The sequence below is a fragment of the Kitasatospora sp. NPDC001664 genome, assembly GCF_053596675.1.
The window spans coordinates 38,248-55,323 of the sequence record NZ_JBSFGS010000029.1 but is presented as its reverse complement, the minus strand read 5'-3'; the positions used below and the strand labels follow the sequence as shown (position 1 = coordinate 55,323).

At 73.8% G+C, this 17,076-nt stretch carries 19 protein-coding genes; 11 read left to right on the top strand and 8 right to left on the bottom strand.

Annotated elements, in window-relative coordinates; all coding sequences use genetic code 11:
- Positions 1 to 30: 30 nt before the first annotated feature.
- A complete protein-coding gene (locus ACWCYY_RS32210) occupies positions 31 to 2,964 on the bottom strand; it encodes a helix-turn-helix transcriptional regulator (protein WP_449798042.1) in 2,934 nt (977 codons plus the stop codon).
- 283 nt (positions 2,965 to 3,247) lie between these two features.
- Here ACWCYY_RS32210 and ACWCYY_RS32205 point away from each other — a divergent pair, with 283 nt between their 5' ends.
- Positions 3,248 to 4,198 carry a terpene synthase family protein gene (locus ACWCYY_RS32205; protein ID WP_345289161.1) on the top strand — a complete coding sequence of 317 codons (951 nt, stop codon included), beginning with the start codon at positions 3,248 to 3,250 and terminating at the stop codon, positions 4,196 to 4,198.
- A 219-nt stretch (positions 4,199 to 4,417) separates the two neighbouring features.
- Positions 4,418 to 5,941, top strand: coding sequence for an acetaldehyde dehydrogenase ExaC (gene exaC, locus ACWCYY_RS32200; protein ID WP_449798041.1), 1,524 nt, complete (start codon positions 4,418 to 4,420; stop codon positions 5,939 to 5,941).
- A gap of 60 nt (positions 5,942 to 6,001) precedes the next feature.
- On the opposite strand, the gene ACWCYY_RS32195 is transcribed toward exaC, so the two are convergent.
- On the bottom strand, positions 6,002 to 6,460 hold the full coding sequence (locus tag ACWCYY_RS32195; protein WP_449798040.1) for a hypothetical protein: 459 nt from the start codon (positions 6,458 to 6,460) through the stop codon (positions 6,002 to 6,004).
- Between the two features lie 89 nt (positions 6,461 to 6,549).
- Between ACWCYY_RS32195 and ACWCYY_RS32190 the strand changes: the two genes are divergently transcribed.
- The 5 genes from ACWCYY_RS32190 (at position 6,550) to ACWCYY_RS32170 (ending at position 9,864) form a co-directional block, all read left to right on the top strand.
- Positions 6,550 to 6,972, top strand: a complete 423-nt coding sequence (locus ACWCYY_RS32190) for a helix-turn-helix domain-containing protein (protein WP_345280690.1) — start codon at positions 6,550 to 6,552, stop codon at positions 6,970 to 6,972.
- Positions 6,973 to 7,067: 95 nt separating this feature from the next.
- Positions 7,068 to 7,643 (top strand): ParH-like protein, encoded by a 576-nt coding sequence (locus ACWCYY_RS32185; RefSeq protein ID WP_449798039.1) that lies wholly within the window; start codon positions 7,068 to 7,070, stop codon positions 7,641 to 7,643.
- Positions 7,640 to 8,866: an MAB_1171c family putative transporter gene (locus ACWCYY_RS32180; RefSeq protein ID WP_449798038.1), complete on the top strand. Its 1,227-nt coding sequence runs from the start codon at positions 7,640 to 7,642 to the stop codon at positions 8,864 to 8,866. The genes ACWCYY_RS32185 and ACWCYY_RS32180 overlap by 4 nt, the downstream gene beginning before the upstream one ends.
- A complete protein-coding gene (locus ACWCYY_RS32175; RefSeq protein WP_380149875.1) occupies positions 8,863 to 9,414 on the top strand; it encodes a YbaK/EbsC family protein in 552 nt (183 codons plus the stop codon). Before ACWCYY_RS32180 ends, ACWCYY_RS32175 begins: the two co-directional genes overlap by 4 nt.
- Before the next feature lie 18 nt (positions 9,415 to 9,432).
- The gene (locus ACWCYY_RS32170) at positions 9,433 to 9,864 is read left to right on the top strand and encodes a GNAT family N-acetyltransferase (protein ID WP_449798037.1); all 432 of its coding nucleotides are present in this window, start codon (positions 9,433 to 9,435) and stop codon (positions 9,862 to 9,864) included.
- 111 nt (positions 9,865 to 9,975) lie between these two features.
- On the opposite strand, the gene ACWCYY_RS32165 is transcribed toward ACWCYY_RS32170, so the two are convergent.
- From ACWCYY_RS32165 to soxR, 4 genes are all read right to left on the bottom strand, one after another.
- Positions 9,976 to 10,554, bottom strand: a complete 579-nt coding sequence (locus ACWCYY_RS32165; protein ID WP_380149874.1) for a GNAT family N-acetyltransferase — start codon at positions 10,552 to 10,554, stop codon at positions 9,976 to 9,978.
- A gap of 140 nt (positions 10,555 to 10,694) precedes the next feature.
- Complete coding sequence (locus ACWCYY_RS32160; RefSeq protein WP_449798036.1) at positions 10,695 to 11,051, bottom strand: SHOCT domain-containing protein; 357 nt, start codon at positions 11,049 to 11,051, stop codon at positions 10,695 to 10,697.
- A 12-nt stretch (positions 11,052 to 11,063) separates the two neighbouring features.
- A complete protein-coding gene (locus ACWCYY_RS32155; RefSeq protein ID WP_345280700.1) occupies positions 11,064 to 11,495 on the bottom strand; it encodes a DUF6325 family protein in 432 nt (143 codons plus the stop codon).
- Positions 11,496 to 11,614: 119 nt separating this feature from the next.
- Positions 11,615 to 12,082: a redox-sensitive transcriptional activator SoxR gene (gene soxR, locus ACWCYY_RS32150; RefSeq protein ID WP_380149873.1), complete on the bottom strand. Its 468-nt coding sequence runs from the start codon at positions 12,080 to 12,082 to the stop codon at positions 11,615 to 11,617.
- 112 nt (positions 12,083 to 12,194) lie between these two features.
- Between soxR and fdxA the strand changes: the two genes are divergently transcribed.
- Positions 12,195 to 12,518, top strand: a complete 324-nt coding sequence (gene fdxA, locus ACWCYY_RS32145) for a ferredoxin (protein ID WP_345280706.1) — start codon at positions 12,195 to 12,197, stop codon at positions 12,516 to 12,518.
- A 56-nt stretch (positions 12,519 to 12,574) separates the two neighbouring features.
- On the opposite strand, the gene ACWCYY_RS32140 is transcribed toward fdxA, so the two are convergent.
- Complete coding sequence (locus tag ACWCYY_RS32140) at positions 12,575 to 13,069, bottom strand: GNAT family N-acetyltransferase (RefSeq protein WP_345280708.1); 495 nt, start codon at positions 13,067 to 13,069, stop codon at positions 12,575 to 12,577.
- A gap of 162 nt (positions 13,070 to 13,231) precedes the next feature.
- Between ACWCYY_RS32140 and ACWCYY_RS32135 the strand changes: the two genes are divergently transcribed.
- Both ACWCYY_RS32135 and ACWCYY_RS32130 read left to right on the top strand, forming a co-directional pair.
- Positions 13,232 to 13,555: a nuclear transport factor 2-like protein gene (locus tag ACWCYY_RS32135; protein WP_345280710.1), complete on the top strand. Its 324-nt coding sequence runs from the start codon at positions 13,232 to 13,234 to the stop codon at positions 13,553 to 13,555.
- A gap of 91 nt (positions 13,556 to 13,646) precedes the next feature.
- Positions 13,647 to 15,119, top strand: a complete 1,473-nt coding sequence (locus tag ACWCYY_RS32130) for an MFS transporter (RefSeq protein ID WP_449798035.1) — start codon at positions 13,647 to 13,649, stop codon at positions 15,117 to 15,119.
- 64 nt (positions 15,120 to 15,183) lie between these two features.
- Here the strand turns inward: ACWCYY_RS32130 and ACWCYY_RS32125 are convergent, their stop codons facing one another.
- The gene (locus tag ACWCYY_RS32125; RefSeq protein ID WP_449798034.1) at positions 15,184 to 16,419 is read right to left on the bottom strand and encodes a serine hydrolase domain-containing protein; all 1,236 of its coding nucleotides are present in this window, start codon (positions 16,417 to 16,419) and stop codon (positions 15,184 to 15,186) included.
- Positions 16,420 to 16,548: 129 nt separating this feature from the next.
- Between ACWCYY_RS32125 and ACWCYY_RS32120 the strand changes: the two genes are divergently transcribed.
- The gene (locus ACWCYY_RS32120; protein WP_345280716.1) at positions 16,549 to 17,055 is read left to right on the top strand and encodes an NUDIX hydrolase; all 507 of its coding nucleotides are present in this window, start codon (positions 16,549 to 16,551) and stop codon (positions 17,053 to 17,055) included.
- Positions 17,056 to 17,076: the final 21 nt, after the last annotated feature.

The following is a 17,076-nucleotide window of genomic DNA, read 5'->3' as shown; positions in this document are numbered from 1 at the left end:
AGTTCCTCGCGCCCCTGCGGGGCGCTACCGCTAATCCTTGGGGCGGTCCAGTCCCAGGGCCTCGGCGAGGCCCTCGGGGCCGGTGCCGATCTTCCGGTGGACGGCCGCCAGGCGGCGGTGGACCATGCTCAGCGCCACGTTGAGCTGCTCGGCGATCCGCTGGGGAGGTACTCCTTTGGCGGCGAGCTCGGCGACGCTGCGCTCGTTCTGGCTGAGGGAGTCCTTGCTGAGGGTCCGCAGCCGGTTGGGCCGCAGGCCCGCGCGGGCGAGTTCGCGGCGGGCCTGGGCGACCAGCCCGTCCGCGCCGCAGTTCTGGGCCAGTTCGATGCCCTGGTAGCAGTACTCGGCGGCGTCGTGCAGCCGGCCGGTGCGGATCAGGGCGCCGCCGAGTTCGACCAGGGAGCAGGCGAGTTCGTAGCTGACCGGGGACTGGGTGAGCAGGTTGACGGACTCCTCCAGCCGGTCGACCGCGAACTGGCCGTCCCAGACCGAGGCCTGCATCCGCAGGGCCGCGCCCCGCGCCGAGGCGGTGCCGAACTTCTCCGCCCGGGAGACCGCCTCCGCGGCCAGCTCCCGCGCCTCGTCGGGGCGTTCGGGGGAGATGGCCTTGGCGAGGTGGCCGGTCCACGGGGCCCAGACGGTGTTGTGCCAGCCCCGGCGGTCCAGCTGCTCGCCGACGGTGCGGAAGACCTGGGCCGCTCCGTGGCGGTCGCCCCTGGCGAGCAGCAGCTTGCCGTAGAGGGTCGGCGCGTCGGGCAGCACCATGGCGGTGGGGTGGTACGGCGGTGCGAAGCGGTACTTGCGGGCCAGCTCCCAGGCCTCGTCGACCCGGCCGCGGGCCAGCAGGGTGTCGGCCAGCACGCCGACGGTGTCCCACTGGAGCGGGATGTCCGGGGCGATCCGCTCGGAGAGCCGCAGGCCGCGACGGAGGAAGTCCTCGGCCTCGGCGAGGAGTCCGCGGCGGAACCGGACCAGGCCCATCAGGAAGTAGGAGAACCCTCGGTGCCCACCGCTCCAGCCGGCCACCTCGTACTCGGTGATGGCGTCGGCGAACAGCCGCTCGGCGGTCGCGAGTTGGTCGGTGTACGTGTAGGTCAGGCCGAGGATGGCGGGGAACTCGAAGCCCCAGGTGTTGTTGCGCCAGCCGAGGCCCTCGGGCAGGCGGTGGCCGTCCATCGCCTGGCCGACCAGGTCGAGCGCGCGGCCCGCGGGCTCGCCGCGCAGCGTCAGGTCCCAGGCCCGCATGGTGTGGACGGCCCGGTCGGAGTCGCCGCGGCCGCTGACCGTGCGGCCCAGCTCGGCCAGCCGGCGCGAGCGCGCCGGGCCGTCGTCCTCGTCGCGCTGCCAGGCGATCCACATGAAGTGCAGCGCCTCCAGCCGCATCCGCCCGGGGCCGGGCGCGGTGTGCTCCGCCTCGGCCCGGCAGACCTCGGCGGCCTCGACCAGCTGTCCGGCGTGCGCCAGCACCTCGGAGAGCCGGAAGGTGGCGTCGACCCGCAGCTCGGCGCTGAGGCCGGGCTCCAGCGCGAGGGCCTGGCGGAGCTGGTGGACGGTGGTCAGGGGGTCCGTCAGGAGGGCGGCGCAGCCCGCCTCGTAGAGCACCTCGGCCCGGACGTCCTCCTCCGGCGGCTCGTACAGCGCGCGCTGGAGACAGCGCAGCGCGGCCTCGGGCGCACCGATCGCCAGGTGCTCGGTGGCGGCTTGGCGGAGCTTGGCCACCATGCCGTCGTCGCCCTCGGGGTGGGTCTCCAGCAGGTGGCGGGAGGCGTCCAGGAGCGAGCCGCCGGAGTGCTCGATGGCGGTGGCGGCCATGCCGTGCATGCCGGTCCGGGTGCTGGGCGGCATGGTCTGGTAGATCGAGGTGCCGATCACCGGGTGGACGAAGTCGAGCCGGCCGGTGGGGCCGGTGGTCAGCACGTGCTGGCGGCGCAGCTGGCGGACGGACTCCTCGGCCTCGGCCGGGCTCTGCGCGCAGATGGTGGCGGCCAGGTCCTGCTTGATGTCGGTGCCGAGCAGGGCGCAGGCCCAGGCGAACCGCAGGACGTTGCTACCGAGCTTGTCCAGCCAGTACTGCAGCGTCATGCCCTTGGCCGCGGCGGCCAGGTCGCGCAGCTGCTTGACGTTCTCCTCGAAGGGGTCGAGCTGCTGGTCACGGACCTCGCGCAGCAGGACGGCGACGTCGTACGGGTTCCCCTTGGTGACGGCCCAGACCTCGTGGCAGAACAGGTCCTCGGTCTCCGGGCCGAGTTCGGCCCGGACCAGCTGGCCGACCGAGGTCGGGTTGAGCGGGCGCAGCGCGTGCCGGCGGGTGGCCTGGCCCTCGATCTGCTGCTGGAGCTCGCGGCTCTCCTCGAACTCGTTGCGGTAGGCGAAGACCAGCAGGACCGGCAGCAGCCGGGCCCGGGCGGCGAAGGAGGCCAGCCAGGTGAGCGACTCCTGGTCGGCCCAGTGCAGGTCGTCCACCATCATCACCAGCGGGGCGCGCCTGGGCGCCAGCTGGGTGAGCACGTAGTCGAGCCCGTCGCGGACGCCCTGGGGGTCCATCTGCTCGACCTCGCCGGAGGGCGGGAGCAGGCCGATCGCCGGGCCCACGATGGAGTACCAGCCGCCGAAGACCTCGGACCGCTCGGACTCGGAGAGTCCGCCGAGCACCGGCAGCAGCAGCTGCTTGAGGACGTGGAACGGCTCCTTGGTCTGCCGTTCGCCACCCCGGCCGGAGAGCACGGTGCAGGTCTTGCGGAGCTTGGCCAGCCGGCGGATCTGGTCCATCACGGCGGTCTTGCCGACGCCGGCCGGGGAGGCGTAGACGAGCAGCTCGCCGATCTCGGTGCCACCGGCCTCGAAGTCCTCGCAGAGGCGGTCCAACGCCTGCTCGGCGGTGTGGAGTTCCTCCTCCCGCTCGTGCAGGCGGGCGTGACCGCCGTGCCCGTGACCGTCCCTCGGCCCGCCCTGCTGATCGACCACTGCCAGCCTCCGCTTCGCACCCGTCCCTTGGTCCTGGTGGTGAGCGTAATACCGTGGCCGCCCCCGTGGCGCGCGTTCGCGCAGGCCGGAGCCCACGTTCAGGATTCAGGCCGGACACCGAGGGCAAATGCCTTGGTACCCCTGCCGTCTGATGATCAGATCGGATAATCTTCGCCCGGAACGGGCGCCGTTGATCATTAAGACGCATACGGCGCAAAGGCTGACACACACAGAGCCGTGGAGAGCGCCAGAACTACGCACAGTACCGAGCGCCTGGAGTCCGATGTCCGACGACAGCTCAGTTGAGCTCCCCTTCCCCCACCGACGCAGCCCCCACCAAGCACAGGCCGCCCGGCACCACGCCGAGTGGCTGCACCGCCACCGTGAACTGGCCGCCTCCACCGGCCAGTTGAGCTACGAGAGGTGGGACGTACCGGAACTGGCGGCGCTGACCTACCCGGAGAGCTCGGCCGAGGACCTCGGGTTGGCCGCTGACCTGATGGGCTTCTACTTCCTCTTCGACGACCAGTTCGACGACGCGCTGGGACGACGCCCCGAAGAGGTCGCCGAGATCTGCGAGCGGCTCACCGCCCTCATGCACAGCCCCAGACCGGTCGGCAGCACCCCCGCCGAACGCGCCTTCTCCGACCTGTGGCGCCGCAGCATCGAGGGCATGTCGCCCCGCTGGAGAGCCAGGGCCGCGTACAACTGGGAGTCCTACTTCGCCTCCCACCCCGCCGAGGCCGCCGGGCGAATAGCCAGCCGACCACCGGACCGGGAAAGCTACCTGATGCTCCGTCGGGGCACCGCCGCGATGGAGACCATCTTCGACATGATCGAGCGGCTGGGGCGCTTCGAGGTGCCGCAGGCCGTGCTGCACCATCCCGTGCTCCGCCAACTCCGCCAGCTGGCGGCCGACATACCCTCCCTCACCAATGATGTCCGCTCCTACGCCCAGGAGTTGGCCCGTGGCGACGTGGCCAACCTGGTGATGATCGTGCAGCGCGAGCGCGACTGCTCTCCCGAGGAAGCCGCCTCCGTGGTCATGGCGGAGGCCCAGCTGATGGCCGACAAGGTCGGCGAGCTGATGAACGAACTGCCCGAAGTCTACCGCCTGTTGCGGCTGACGGTAGCCGATCGTCATGCCGCGCACCGGTACGCCGACGGACTCGGCGCATGGACCGCCGGCTATCTCCGCTGGGAGCTCCGGACCGGTCGGTACGTATCGGGCTGACGTCCCACCAGGTCACCGCCTCCCCTTCCGTCCCCCGCCCCCTCCCCCGTTTCCCCTCCTCTCCGAGCTGCACGACGCACCATGGCGGCCCGAGCCCTTCGGGGCTAGGGTCTCGCCCTGGGGTCGCTACCGTGCGTGTCCGGCCGGTGACCCCTGCACCGGTGCGCGTACGTGGTCGTCCCGCAGCTCCACCCTCAGCAGCGAGGAGAGATACCGCCCATGACGGTCTACCAGCCCCCCGGCCAGCCCGGCAGCATCGTCGAGTTCCGCCCCCGCTACGAGCACTGGATCGGCGGCTCCTTCACGCCGCCGGTGCGCGGCGGCTACTTCGAGAACCCCACCCCCGTCACCGGCCGGACCTTCTGCGAGGTGGCCCGGGGCACCGCCGAGGACGTCGAGGCCGCCCTCGACGCCGCCCACGCCGCCGCCCCCGCCTGGGGCCGCACCTCGCCCGCCGAGCGCGCCCAGGTGCTGCTCCGGGTCGCCGACCGGATCGAGGCCAACCTCGAACGCCTCGCCGTCGCGGAGAGCTGGGAGAACGGCAAGCCGGTCCGCGAGACCCTGGCCGCCGACCTGCCGCTCGCCGTCGACCACCTGCGCTACTTCGCCGGCGCCCTGCGCGCCCAGGAGGGCGGCCTGTCCCAGATCGACGAGGACACCGTCGCCTACCACTTCCACGAGCCGCTGGGCGTGGTCGGCCAGATCATCCCGTGGAACTTCCCGATCCTGATGGCCATCTGGAAGATCGCCCCGGCGCTCGCGGCCGGCAACGCGGTGGTCCTCAAGCCCGCCGAGCAGACCCCCGCCTCCGTCCTGCTGCTGATGGAGCTGGTGGCCGACCTGCTCCCGCCGGGGGTGGTCAACGTGGTCACCGGCTTCGGCGAGGAGGCGGGCAAGCCGCTGGCCTCCTCCCCGCGGATCCGCAAGATCTCCTTCACCGGCGAGACCTCCACCGGCCGCCTGATCAGCCAGTACGCCGGACCGAACCTCATCCCGGTCTCCCTGGAGCTCGGCGGCAAGAGCCCCAACCTCTTCTTCTCCGACGTGGCGGACCGTCAGGACGCCTTCTACGACAAGGCCCTGGAGGGCTTCGCGCTCTTCGCCCTCAACCAGGGCGAGGTCTGCACCTGCCCCAGCCGGGCCCTGATCCAGTCCTCGATCTACGACCGCTTCCTCGGCGACGGCCTGGAGCGGGTGCGCGCCATGCGCCAGGGCAACCCGCTCGACACCGAGACCCAGATCGGCGCCCAGGCCAGCGCCGAACAGCTCACCAAGATCCTCGCCTACCTGGAGATCGGCCAGGCCGAGGGCGCCAAGCTCCTGACCGGCGGTGAGCGGGCCGAGCTGGACGGCGACCTGGCGGGCGGCTACTACGTCACCCCGACCGTCTTCGAGGGCGACAACTCCATGCGGATCTTCCAGGAGGAGATCTTCGGCCCCGTCGTCGCCGTCACCCGCTTCGACGACTTCGACGACGGCATCGCCCTCGCCAACGACACCGCCTACGGCCTCGGCGCCGGCGTCTGGTCCCGCGACGGCTCCACCGCCTACCGCGCCGGCCGCGCCATCCAGGCCGGCCGGGTCTGGACCAACTGCTACCACGCCTACCCGGCCCACGCGGCCTTCGGCGGCTACAAGAACTCCGGCATCGGCCGCGAGACCCACAAGATGCTCCTGGAGCACTACCAGCAGACCAAGAACCTCCTGGTCTCCTACTCCCCCGACGCCCTCGGCTTCTTCTAGGACCCACCCCTGAGACCCCGTCAGGCCCGGGTCACCTCCGACCACCCGGGCCTGACGGCCTCAGGAGCCGACGGCGCTGACCCAGACGGGGAACGGGGCCGGTTCGCGCTCGGGGCCCGCGTCACCCCCGTCCGCCTCGGTGATGGTGATGACGCCCGGGTCGCCGTCGGCCAGGAAGGGTGCGACGACGGGGGCGAGGTCCGTGGTGGGGGCGTAGGCGCCGCCGAAGGGGAGGTCGTCCGGGGGGACCGTGCCGGTGGAGCAGCGGAGCTGTCCGGCGAGCTCGTCGTGCCAGACGTAGAAGGTGGCCGGGCCGGTGTACCCGGCGGCGAGGACCCGGGCCCGGAGGGCGGCGGCGGTCCGTTCGAAGGCGGCGGCCACCTCGGCGACGGTGAGGGAGCGGCGGTCCTCCACCTCGGCGTTCAGGTGCCAGGTGTTGGTCTCCCACTCCACCGGCCGGTCGGCCGGCTCCAGGGCGAGGGGTTCGTCGGCCAGTTCGGCGATCCAGGTCAGCAGCACCGGGGAAGTCTCGCACGCCCCTTCCGGCCCCGCCGGGACGCATCGGTACGATGGGGGGAGGCCGGAGCGGCCGGACGGGGAGGCGCACAGTGACGGCAGACGGGCCCGGTGTCCTCGGGGAGCGGATCGAGCAGCTCTTCCGCACCGTCAGGCGGCCGAACGGCGAGCCGCACAGCAACGAGGAGGTGGCGCGGGCCTGCCGGGAGGCGACCGGGGAGACCTTCTCCGCCACCTATCTCTGGCAGCTGCGCACCGGACGGCGCGACAATCCGACGAAGCGTCACCTGGAGGCGCTGGCACAGTACTTCCAGGTGCCGCCGGCCTACTTCTTCGAGGACGAGCAGGGCGATCGGATCGCCGAGGAGCTGGCCCTGCTCGGGGCCCTGCGGGACGCCGGCGTGCAGGAGGTCGCGCTCCGGGCCGTGACCCTCTCGCCCGAGGGGCTTGGCACCATCACTGACATGATCGAAGCAATCGCCAGACGTGAGGCGCGAGCCCGGGGCGCCGAGTAGGCTCGCGTCTGCGCTCTCCGGAGCGCGGGGGCGGGCGCGCGTGCGGAGCGCGCCGGACCGACGTCCCCCGGGTTCGGGCAGCGCGTGGGGGCGACATGGAGGACCGCGAACGGCGCAGGCTCTGGCGGCGCTGTCGGGAGCTCGCGGCGACGCTGACCCTCCCCGATCCGTTCGAACTCCCGTCCCTCGGCGAGGTGTTGTCCGTGCACCTGGGGCGGCCGGTGGAGTTCCTACCGCTGCCCGCCGGGGCGGCCGGCACCTGCGGGGTGCTGATCAGCACCGAACGGGCCGAGTACATCGGCTACCCGACCGACACCACCCCGCTGCACCAGCAGCACATCGTGCTGCACGAGGTCGGGCACCTGCTCTGCGGCCACCAGGACGCGCGGTCGTCGGCCGAGGGGCCCGGCGGCGGGGGCGTGGCCGGCCTGCTGCCGCACCTGTCCGGCGAGTTGGTCCGCCGGGTGCTGGGGCGCAGCGCGTACGACAGCGCGCAGGAGCAGGAGGCCGAACTGTTCGCCTCACTGGTGCTGCACCGCGCCGCGGGCCTGCGCGGCAGGGCGGGCTCCGGGGCCGCGCGCCCGGGCGAGGAGAGCGAGGAGGCGGTCCGGCTCGGCGGCGTCTTCGACTGGCCGCGGGGCCGGGGCCGGCGCCCCGCCGGCGCGCCGTGATCTCGCTGGTGGAGTGGCTGGCCGGGGCGGTCGCGATCGTCGGGGTGCTGTACCGGATCCGGCTCTGGCGCGGTGGACCGCTACAGCCCGGCGCCCGCTACCTGGCCGCGTTCACGGCCTCGCTCGGGCTCTCGATGGCCCTGCTGCCGTTCTCCCGGAGCCCGGGCATCGCGGCCCAGCCGTCGGTCGCCTACCTGCTGCCGCTGCTGTGCACCGAGCTCAAGCTCACGGCCGAGTGCTTCCTGGCGCTGACGGCCCTCGCGGTGCGCGGCGGCGAGCGCGACCGGCCGCTGATGCGGCGTCAGGCCCTGTGCTCGGTCGTGGTGATGACTGCGGTCGCCCTCCTCTACCGGGCCGCCGAGGTGACGCCGGTGGCCGGGAACATCACCGTCGGGGCGGCCGGGCGCGCCGAACTGACCGCCTACAACGCGCTCTTCACCGCCCACAGCCTCTGGTGCGTCGCGCTGTTCACCCTGCTGGTCCACCGCGCGGCCCGCCGGCTCGGCCCGGGGCTGCTGCGCACCGGCCTGCGGCTGGTCGTCGTCGCCGGAGCCTGCGGCCTGTACTGGTCCGCGATGAGCCTCTTCCCGCTGGTCCAGGGGTTCCGGACGGGCCGTCAGACCAGCGGGGTCAACCTGCACTCGGCCGCCATCGGCCTGGCCACCCTGGTGATGGTGATCGGCGGGATGACGGTCACCGCCTGGGGCGGCCGGATCGCCGCGCGGGTGCGCCGGCTGCGGGCCAGGCGCGAGCTCCGCCGGATCGACCCGCTCTGGTCGGCGCTGTACGCCGTCCGCCCCGAGATCGCCCTGGAGCCGCCCTCTCCCCGCAGCCTGCGCGGCCCGGCCGGGAACCCGGAGTTCACCCTCTACCGACGGGTGATCGAGATCCGCGACGGGCAGCTGGCGCTCCGCGCGCACCTGCACGCCGGGGTGCCCGGCTGGGCCTCGGCCGCCTGCCGCGCCGCCGCCCTCGACCGGCGGCGCACCGAGGCGACCGTCGAGGCCGCCGTGCTGGCGGCGGCACTCGAGGCGGCGGCCGCCGGGCGGCGCTACCCGTACCCGGACACCGACGGCCACACCCCGCCCGCCACCGCGCCCGACCTTCGCACCGAGAGCTCCCAACTCGCCCTCGTCGCGGAGGCCTTCACCGACTCCCCGATCGTCGCCTCGGTCCGGCGCCGGATGCGGACGGAACTGGCTGCGCTACAGTCCGGGGGATGAGCGAACTGCGTGCACCCTTCGGTGACTTCGGGACCGTCCTGGCCGCCTCCGAGGCCTGGGAGGGGCTGGCCCCGCCGGTGCTGGAGGCCTTGAAGGGGTGGGACGCGGCGGAGTCGGTGCTGTACGTGGACACCGACCCGGAGAAGGCGGACACGGCGGTCTTCTGCGAGGCCTACCGGGTGCCGCTCGAACTCTCCGCCAACTGCGTGGTGGTGGCCGCCAAGCGCGGGGGCGAGGTGACGTACGCGGCCTGTCTGGTCCGGGCGGACCGGCGCCTGGACGTGAACGGGGTCGTGCGCAAGCACCTCGGGGCCCGGAAGGCGTCGTTCGCGCCGATGGAGGAGGCCGTGGCCCGGACCGGGATGGAGTACGGCGGGATCACCGTGGTCGGGCTGCCGCCGGAGTGGCCGCTGCTGGTGGACGAGGCGGTGGTGGCGCTCCCGCAGGTGCTGATCGGCAGCGGGCGGCGGCGCGGCAAGCTGATCCTGCCCGGTGCGGCGGTGGCCGGGCTGCCGCGCGCCGAGGTCCTCGTCGGCCTGGCCGCCTGAACGTCCGAGGGAGACACCGTGCAGCTCACCCGGGAGGACGGCCTCGTCCTCGACACCGACCCCGCCAGGATCGACCTCGACCTGGTGCACCACTGGCTGTCCACGGACGCCTTCTGGGCCCTGGGGCGTGACCGCGAGACCGTCGTCCGGAGCATCGCGAACTCGGTGGTGCTCGGCGTCTACACCCCGGGGCACGCCGAACAGCTGGCCTTCGCCCGGGTGGTGACGGACCACGCGACCTTCGGCTGGCTCTGCGACGTCTACGTGGACCGGCCCGCCCGGGGCCGCGGCCTCGGCACCTGGATCGCGGAGTCGGTGGTGGAGCTGCTCGCGCCCTACCGGCTGAAGCGCCTGCTGCTCTCCACCTTGGACGCCCACGAGGTCTACGCCCGGGCCGGGTTCGAGCCGGTGCGGGACCCGCAGAAGCTGATGATGATCGGGCAGCAGTAGGAGCCCGACGGCCCGTCAGGTGGCACTCGGGCGCCCGCGCCCGCTCGGGCCCGCCGGTTGCGCCGGGGCGGGAGGCGGGCCGCAGAACGGACGGACGGACAGGCGGCGAGGTCAGTCGGTGCGCAGGCGCGCGTGCAGGTGGGCGTCGTGGCGGCCGTCGGCCTGGGGCCAGGCGCTGCGGCGGGTGCCCTCCAAGATGAAGCCGGTCTTGACGGCCACCCGGCAGGAGGCGGCGTTGCCGACGGCGTGGGAGAGTTCGAGCCGGGCGAGGCCTGCGGTGGCGAAGGCCCAGTCGGCCACCGCCTCCACCGCGCGCGGGCCGACGCCCCGGCCCCGGGCCGCCGGGACGACCCAGTAGGCGACCTCGGCCGTGCCGTCGGGGAGGGCCAGGCCCTTGAGCGCCGCCCGGCCGAGCAGTCCGCCGCCGGCGTCGACCACCGCCCAGTGCGCCTCGGTCTCGGTCGCCCAGCCGCCGCGCCAGTCGGCGATCCAGCCCTCCGCCTCGGCGAGGGAGTCGGCCCGGCGCACGTGCCAGCGCTGGATCTCCGGGTCCTGGTAGGCCGTCAGCACCGCCGGCGCGTCGCCGGGCTGCCAGGGCCGGAGGAACAGGCCGTCGCCGCCGTCGAGTTCGGGCTGCGGACGGGCGGCGAGCGATCCGGCGGGAACGGTGGGCGGCACGAGGGTCGGCATGCCACCGATCATCCCGGAGGGAGGGCCGGGACGACGAGGGCCGGGCACGAAGCGGAAGGACGGGACGGGACGGGGGAAGGAGATCGGGCCGCGCGCCGCAGGACGTGCCCTCGGTGCGCGGCCCGAAGGGCCGGCCCGGCTCAGCCGGCCAGCAGCTTGGCCTTGGCGGCGGCGAACTCCTCCGGGGTGAGCAGGCCCTGCTGGACCATCTGCCCGAGGTCGGCGAGCTTGGTCGCGACGTCCGGCTGGGCGGGCGCCGGAGGTGCCGGGGGCGGCTGGTAGGCGGGCTGGGCCTGGTACGCGGGCTGGGCGCCGGCGGCCTGCTGGGCCTGGAGGTCGGCGATGGCGGCGTTCTGGTCCTGCTCGTTCTGGGCCGAGCGGGCCGCGCTGCGGCCGGCGGCGTAGGCGGCGCCGCCGACCACCAGGCCGCGGACCAGCGGGGCGCCCACCGGTCGGACGACCCGGACGGGGCGGATCGGACGCAGGGGTCGGAACACGGGCTCCTCCTCTTACTGTCCGGCCGCGACGCGACGCGCCTCGGCGGCCCGGACGGCCTGTTCGATGTTCTCCTGCGGGATGCGGACGCCGGTGGCGATCCGGCCGCCGAGCTCCCGGAGCGCGCCGGCGGCGGCCGCCGCCCAGACGTGCTCGATCAGCACCAGCAGCGCCACCGTCCCGGGCGCCAGCAGCTCGGCGGCCTCCTGGGCGTCCTCGGGCCCGATCAGCTGGAGCTCCTCGCGGTCCGGGTCGACCACGCCCCGGAGGTGTTCGAAGTCCTCGAGCTCCCCGTAGGTCGCCTCCCCGTCGGGCTGACGGGTGACCACCAGGGTGTCGATCACCCTGATCTCGCCCGCCGCCCGGAGGAGGCCCAGGGCCTTCACCGCCTCGACGGTGATGGTCTCCTGGGGGAAGGTCAGGACTAGCAGTTCGGCCGGCCCCATCCAGGGCTCCCTTCGGTGGATGAATCCCCCGCAAAAGGGATACAAGCACACCACCGCCCCGGATCCCGGCCGACACGGTGACGGCAAGGGCGGAACGGGCGGGACGGGATGACCGTCCGTCAGAAGAGCCGACGGGCGCCGGCGCCGTCCTCGCCGAGCTCGTCGCCCGGGTTCAGCAGCGCGCAGGCCTTCATCGAGAGGCAGCCGCAGCCGATGCAGCCGGTGAGCTCGGCCTCCAGCCGCTCGATGGTCAGCCGGCGCTCCTCCAGCCGGAGCCGCCACTCGCGCGAGGCGCGCTGCCACTCCTGGTGGCTCGGCGGCCGGTCCAGCGGCACGTCGGCGAAGGCCTCCCGGAGGTCCTGCAAGGGGATGCCGATCCGCTTCGCCACCGAGATCAGGGCGATCCGGCGGAGCATGTGGCGCGGGTAGTGGCGCTGGTTGCGCCCGTCCCGCTCGGAGGCGATCAGGCCCAGTTCCTCGTAGAAGCGCAGCGCCGACACCGCCGCGCCGGTGCGGGCGCTGACCTCGCCGATCGCCAGCCAGTCGTCGGGGGTGGCCCGGGCTTCGCCGGGCTGATGGCGCGTCATGCGGGGCGGCCTCCTGTTTGTGCTCAAGTTTACTTGAGGTCATACGGTCGACCCGCGTCCGGACAGCGCGTCAGAACACCCACCTGGAACCAACCGTGAGGACGGCCGCCCGATGACCTATGTGATCGCCCTGCCCTGTGTCGACGTCAAGGACCGGGCCTGCATCGACGAATGCCCGCTGGACTGCATCTACGAGGGCGACCGGATGCTCTACATCAACACGGACGAGTGCACCGACTGCGGCGCCTGCGAGCCCGTCTGCCCGGTCGAGGCGATCTTCTACGAGGACGACACCCCGGAGGAGTGGAAGCACTTCACCGCGGTCAACGTGGAGTTCACCGACGGGATCGGCACCCCCGGCGGGGCCACCCGGCTCGGCCCGCTCGGCTACGACCACCCGGTCGTGGCCGCGCTGCCGCCGCAGAACGCCGGCTGAGCACGGCGCGGGCCCGCCCCTCCGGGGGGAGGGGCGGGCCCGCGCCGGGACGTCGGCTACTCGGGCTTCGGCAGGGCGATCCACTCCGCCCAGCTGAGGTCCCGTCCGATCAGGCGCGGCCGCTCGAACGGCCAGCGCTCGGCGATCCACCGCGGCACGAAGGCGTCCAGCGCGGCCTCCAGCTCGCTGCCGACCCGGGCGTCCACCACCCACCAGGAGACCTCGGCGTCCGCGCCGGCGCGCTCCGGCGGGTCGATGTAGACGCAGCCGAGCAGTTCGGTCTCGGCGGCGTTCAGCAGCGCGTAGTTGAAGGACTGGTGGGCCTCGGCCTCGCGCTCGTGGCGGGCCAGGTCGATCCGGTCCGCCTCCTCGGTCATGGTGGCCGCGGGCCAGCCCCAGGCCGGGCCGAAGAGCTCGAACAGCCGCTCGCGGGAGCCCATCACGGCCGGGTAGTCGATCTCGGTGTCGGTGGCCCTGATCGGACGCAGGTGGAAGCCCTCGATCAGGGGCTCGTGCAGCGGGTGGACGAAGTCCTCGGGAAGCCAGCTCATGCCGCGAAGGCTAACCAGCGGGGCGGCCGGCGGCCCAGCTCTTTTCGATCACTGACGGGCGGTCAGCCGCGGCGCGCCACGGACGGCGCAAGGTCACCCGCACCGGGGCCGCCGGAGTGTTCGCTGGACGCGACCGCCGTCCCCCGTTCCCCGGAGGCCCCGATGTCCGTCCCGATCTCCCAGCTCGGCGACCCCGCCGTGCGCGCGCTGCTCACCGCGCTCAACGCCAACGACCGCGCCGCCTTCCGGGCCGCCCTGACCCCGGACGCCACCATGTCCGACGACGGCACCGAGCGCGACCTCCACGACTGGACCGAGCGGGAGGTGTTCTCCTCCAACGGCCACATCGACGTGGCGAGCGAGAGCGACGGCGGCCGCGCCCTCGTCGCGGACTACCGCAACGACACCTGGGGCGCGATGCGGACGGCCTGGCGCTTCACCGTCACCGACGGGAAGGTGAGCCGCTTCGAGACCGGCCAGGCCTGACCGGGGCGGCCGACCGGGCGGACCGGGAGAGTTCGGGCGTAAACTATTACTTGCCCTACCGAACCAATCCGCCCCGAAGGATGACGCCGCGTTGACCAGCAAGGCCGCCACCAGCACCCCCGTCGTCCGGACCGGGCCCGCCCCGGACCCGGCCGACGGTCTCGACCCGAGGCGGTGGAAGGCCCTCTGGGTCTGCCTGCTGGTCGGCTTCATGTCCTTCCTGGACGTGTCGATCGTCAACGTCGCCCTGCCCTCCATCCAGAGCGGGCTGCACACCTCGGAGGCGGGCCTGTCCTGGGTCCTCTCCGGCTACGTGCTGGCCTTCGGCCTCACCCTCGTCCCGGCCGGCCGGCTCGGCGACGCGTACGGGCGCCGCACCTTCTTCCTCGCCGGGCTGACGCTCTTCACCGCCGCCTCGGTGCTCTGCGGCCTGGCCGGCAGCGAGACCTGGCTGATCGCCGCCCGGCTCGGCCAGGGCGTCGCGGCCGGGCTGCTCACCCCGCAGATCTCCGGCCTGATCCAGCAGCTCTTCCGGGGCGCCGAGCGCGGCCGGGCCTTCGGCCTGCTCGGCTCCACGATCGGGATCGCCACCGCCGTCGGGCCGGTGCTCGGCGGGCTGCTGATCCAGGCCCTGGGCACCGAGCACGGCTGGCGCTGGGTCTTCTTCGTCAACCTGCCGATCGGTCTGCTGGCCTTCCCGCTGGCCCGACGCCTGCTGCCGCGCGGTGAGCGCGCCGCCCAGGGCGCCCGCGGCGCCCGGGCCGGACTCGACCCGGTGGGCGTGCTGCTGCTGGGCGGTGCGGTGTTCGCCCTGCTGCTGCCGCTGATCGAGCAGCGGAGCTGGCAGGGCTCCGCGAAGTGGCTGCTGCTCGGACTGGGCGCGGTCCTGCTGGCGGCCTTCCTCGGGTGGGAGCACCGCTACGCGCGCGGCGGACGGGCGCCGCTGGTGGACCTCGGGATGTTCCGCTTCGGCTCGTACTCGCTGGGCGCGCTGCTCGGGGCGGTCTACTTCGCCGGGTTCACCAGCATCTTCTTCATCTTCACGCTCTACCTGCAGAGCGGGCTCGGGTACTCGGCGCTGGCCGCCGGGCTGGCCATCACGCCGTTCGCGGTGGGCACCGCCGCGAGCTCGGTGGTCGCCGGGCGGAACGTCTACCGCTTCGGCCGCCGGATGATCACCGGTGGTCTGGTGCTGGTGGTGCTCGGCCTCACCGGCACCTGGCTGGCGGCCTCGCTGGCCTCCGGTCCGGCGGCGGGCTGGGCGACGGCGCTGCCGCTGTTCGTGGCGGGCGTCGGCTCGGGCGCGGTGATCAGCCCCAACTCCACGCTCACCCTCCAGGACGTCCCGGTCGCCCAGGCGGGCACGGCCAGCGGCATGCTCCAGACCGGACAGCGCGTCAGCTCGGCGGCCGGCATCGCGATCGTCAGCTCGGTCTTCTTCGCGCGGGTCGGCGACGGGTGGCAGGCCGCGTTCCGCGCGGGCGTCCTCACCTCGGCCGCGATCGTCGGGGCCGCCCTGGTGATCGCCCTGGTCGACCTGTCGCGGCGGCGCGGCAGGGCCTGACGGGCGGTCGGACCCGACGGTCCGTGAGCACCGCCGCGAGCGCCGGGACCCGGGGCCGTACGGCTCAGACCGGCTGACGGTCCGCCAGGACCTGACGGACTGCGGCGATCAGGGTGCGGGAGCGGATGTCCCCCGTGACGCCCGGCATCATGCCGTTGGTGACGTAGGCGAAGCCGATGCCCAGCTCGGGGTCGGCGAAGCCGAGGGAGCCGCCGCGGCCCGGGTGGCCGAAGGAGGCCGGGGAGGCCATCGGCGAGCTGGGCCCGTGCCGGAAGAAGCCGTGGCCGAAGGTGGTGTTGACGATCAGCACCTTGTCCGGGCCGCTGACCGCGGGCCCCATCGCCTCGCCCAGCAGCTCCGGTCCGAAGAGCGCGGGCAGCCGCTCGCCCGGGGTGCCGCCGTGCCGGTCGGCCGCCCCGATCAGCGCCGCGAACAGCCGGGCCACCGAGCGGGCGGTGCCGATCGCGCCGGCGCCGGGGATCTCGACGGCCTGGATGGCCGGGTCGTTCAGGTCCACCGCCGAGCGGACCGAGGCGAACGAACGGGAGGTCAGCGAGGTGCGGTCCTGGTAGGCCGCCGTCACGGAGGCCTTCGGCCGCAGCCGCAGCCCGCCCGAGGCGCTCTGGGCCGCCGCGGCCGGGCCGGGCAGGTCGACCAGCCGGCCGACCCGGGGGGCGGCACCCGCCGGGAGGCCGATCCACAGGTCCAGGCCGAGCGGCTGGGCGATCTCCTCGGCGAAGTAGCGCCCGACGGAGCGGCCGTCGGCCCGCCGGACCACCTCGCCGACCAGCCAGCCGAAGGTGTACGGGTGGTAGCCGTGCGCCCGACCGGGCTCCCAGAACGGCGCCTGGGCGGCCACCGCCGCGACGGCCGGCTCCCAGGCGATCACGTCCTCCACCCGCAGCGGCACGTCCAGTGCGGGGATGCCGGTCTGGTGCGAGAGCAGCCAGCGGACCGGCACCCGGTCCTTGCCCGCCGCCTTGAACTCCGGCCAGTACGAGGAGACCGGCGCGTCCAGGTCGAGCCGCCCATGCCCCACCAGGTGGAGCGCGGCGGCGGCCGTCAGACCCTTGGTCACCGAGCGGAGCACCTGCGCGGTGTCCGCCGTCCACGCCACCGCCGGGGCCGGGCGGCCGCCCACCTCGGGCCGGGCGTCGCCGCCCCAGAGGTCCGCGACCTTGCGGCCGTCGTGGTAGAGCGCGAAGGCCGCGCCGAGCTCGCCGTACTCGCGGAAGTTGCGCGCGAACGCCTCCCGGACCGGTTCGAAGCCCTCGGCCACCTCGCCCCAGATCTCCACCACCACGTGCCGCCTTCGCTCCGCCGTACAGTCCGCCCCTGAACGATAGTCCGATCATCGGTGGTGCGCTGACGTGCGGGGCCTCCCGTCCCCTCTCCCCCGACACCCCGTCAGGTGGGTAGCGTGGGCGCCATGACGAACCCCGAGGACGAGATCCTGGACGTGGTCGACGAGCGCGACGAGGTGATCGGCACCGCCGCGCGCGCCGAGGTCTACCGGCAGGGCCTGACCCACCGCTGCTCCTTCGTCCTGGTCCGCGACCCGCAGGACCGGATCTTCGTCCACCGCCGGGCCGCCACCAAGGGCTACGGCCCCGGGACGTACGACGCCTTCGTCGGCGGCGTGGTCGGCACCGGCGAGAGCTACGCCGAGGCCGCCGTCCGGGAGGCCGAGGAGGAGCTCGGCGTCTCCGGGGTGGAGCCGCGGCCGCTGTTCAAGTTCCTGTTCTCCCAGCCCGGGCTCTCCTGGTGGTGCGACGTCTGGGAGGCCCGCTGGGACGGCCCCGTGCAGCCGCAGGTCGAGGAGATCGACTGGCACGGCTGGCTCACCGAGGCCGAGCTGGCCCAGCGGCTGACGGAGTGGGAGTTCGTGCCCGACGGCCTGGAGGCCTACCGACGCTACCTGGCCCATCGGAGCTGACGCGCCGGGGCAGTAGGGTGA

Bases quoted from the DNA above. Each gene is read 5' to 3' on its own strand.
- ACWCYY_RS32135 (WP_345280710.1), top strand. From the start codon at position 13,232: ATGTCCGTCCCGATCTCCCAGCTCGGCGACCCCGCCGTGCGCGCGCTG.
- ACWCYY_RS32120 (WP_345280716.1), top strand. From the start codon at position 16,549: ATGACGAACCCCGAGGACGAGATCCTGGACGTGGTCGACGAGCGCGAC.
- ACWCYY_RS32165 (WP_380149874.1), bottom strand. From the start codon at position 10,554: ATGCCGACCCTCGTGCCGCCCACCGTTCCCGCCGGATCGCTCGCCGCC.
- ACWCYY_RS32155 (WP_345280700.1), bottom strand. From the start codon at position 11,495: ATGGGGCCGGCCGAACTGCTAGTCCTGACCTTCCCCCAGGAGACCATC.
- ACWCYY_RS32205 (WP_345289161.1), top strand. From the start codon at position 3,248: ATGTCCGACGACAGCTCAGTTGAGCTCCCCTTCCCCCACCGACGCAGC.
- exaC (WP_449798041.1), top strand. From the start codon at position 4,418: ATGACGGTCTACCAGCCCCCCGGCCAGCCCGGCAGCATCGTCGAGTTC.
- ACWCYY_RS32140 (WP_345280708.1), bottom strand. From the start codon at position 13,069: ATGAGCTGGCTTCCCGAGGACTTCGTCCACCCGCTGCACGAGCCCCTG.
- fdxA (WP_345280706.1), top strand. From the start codon at position 12,195: ATGACCTATGTGATCGCCCTGCCCTGTGTCGACGTCAAGGACCGGGCC.
- ACWCYY_RS32185 (WP_449798039.1), top strand. From the start codon at position 7,068: ATGGAGGACCGCGAACGGCGCAGGCTCTGGCGGCGCTGTCGGGAGCTC.
- soxR (WP_380149873.1), bottom strand. From the start codon at position 12,082: ATGACGCGCCATCAGCCCGGCGAAGCCCGGGCCACCCCCGACGACTGG.
- ACWCYY_RS32175 (WP_380149875.1), top strand. From the start codon at position 8,863: ATGAGCGAACTGCGTGCACCCTTCGGTGACTTCGGGACCGTCCTGGCC.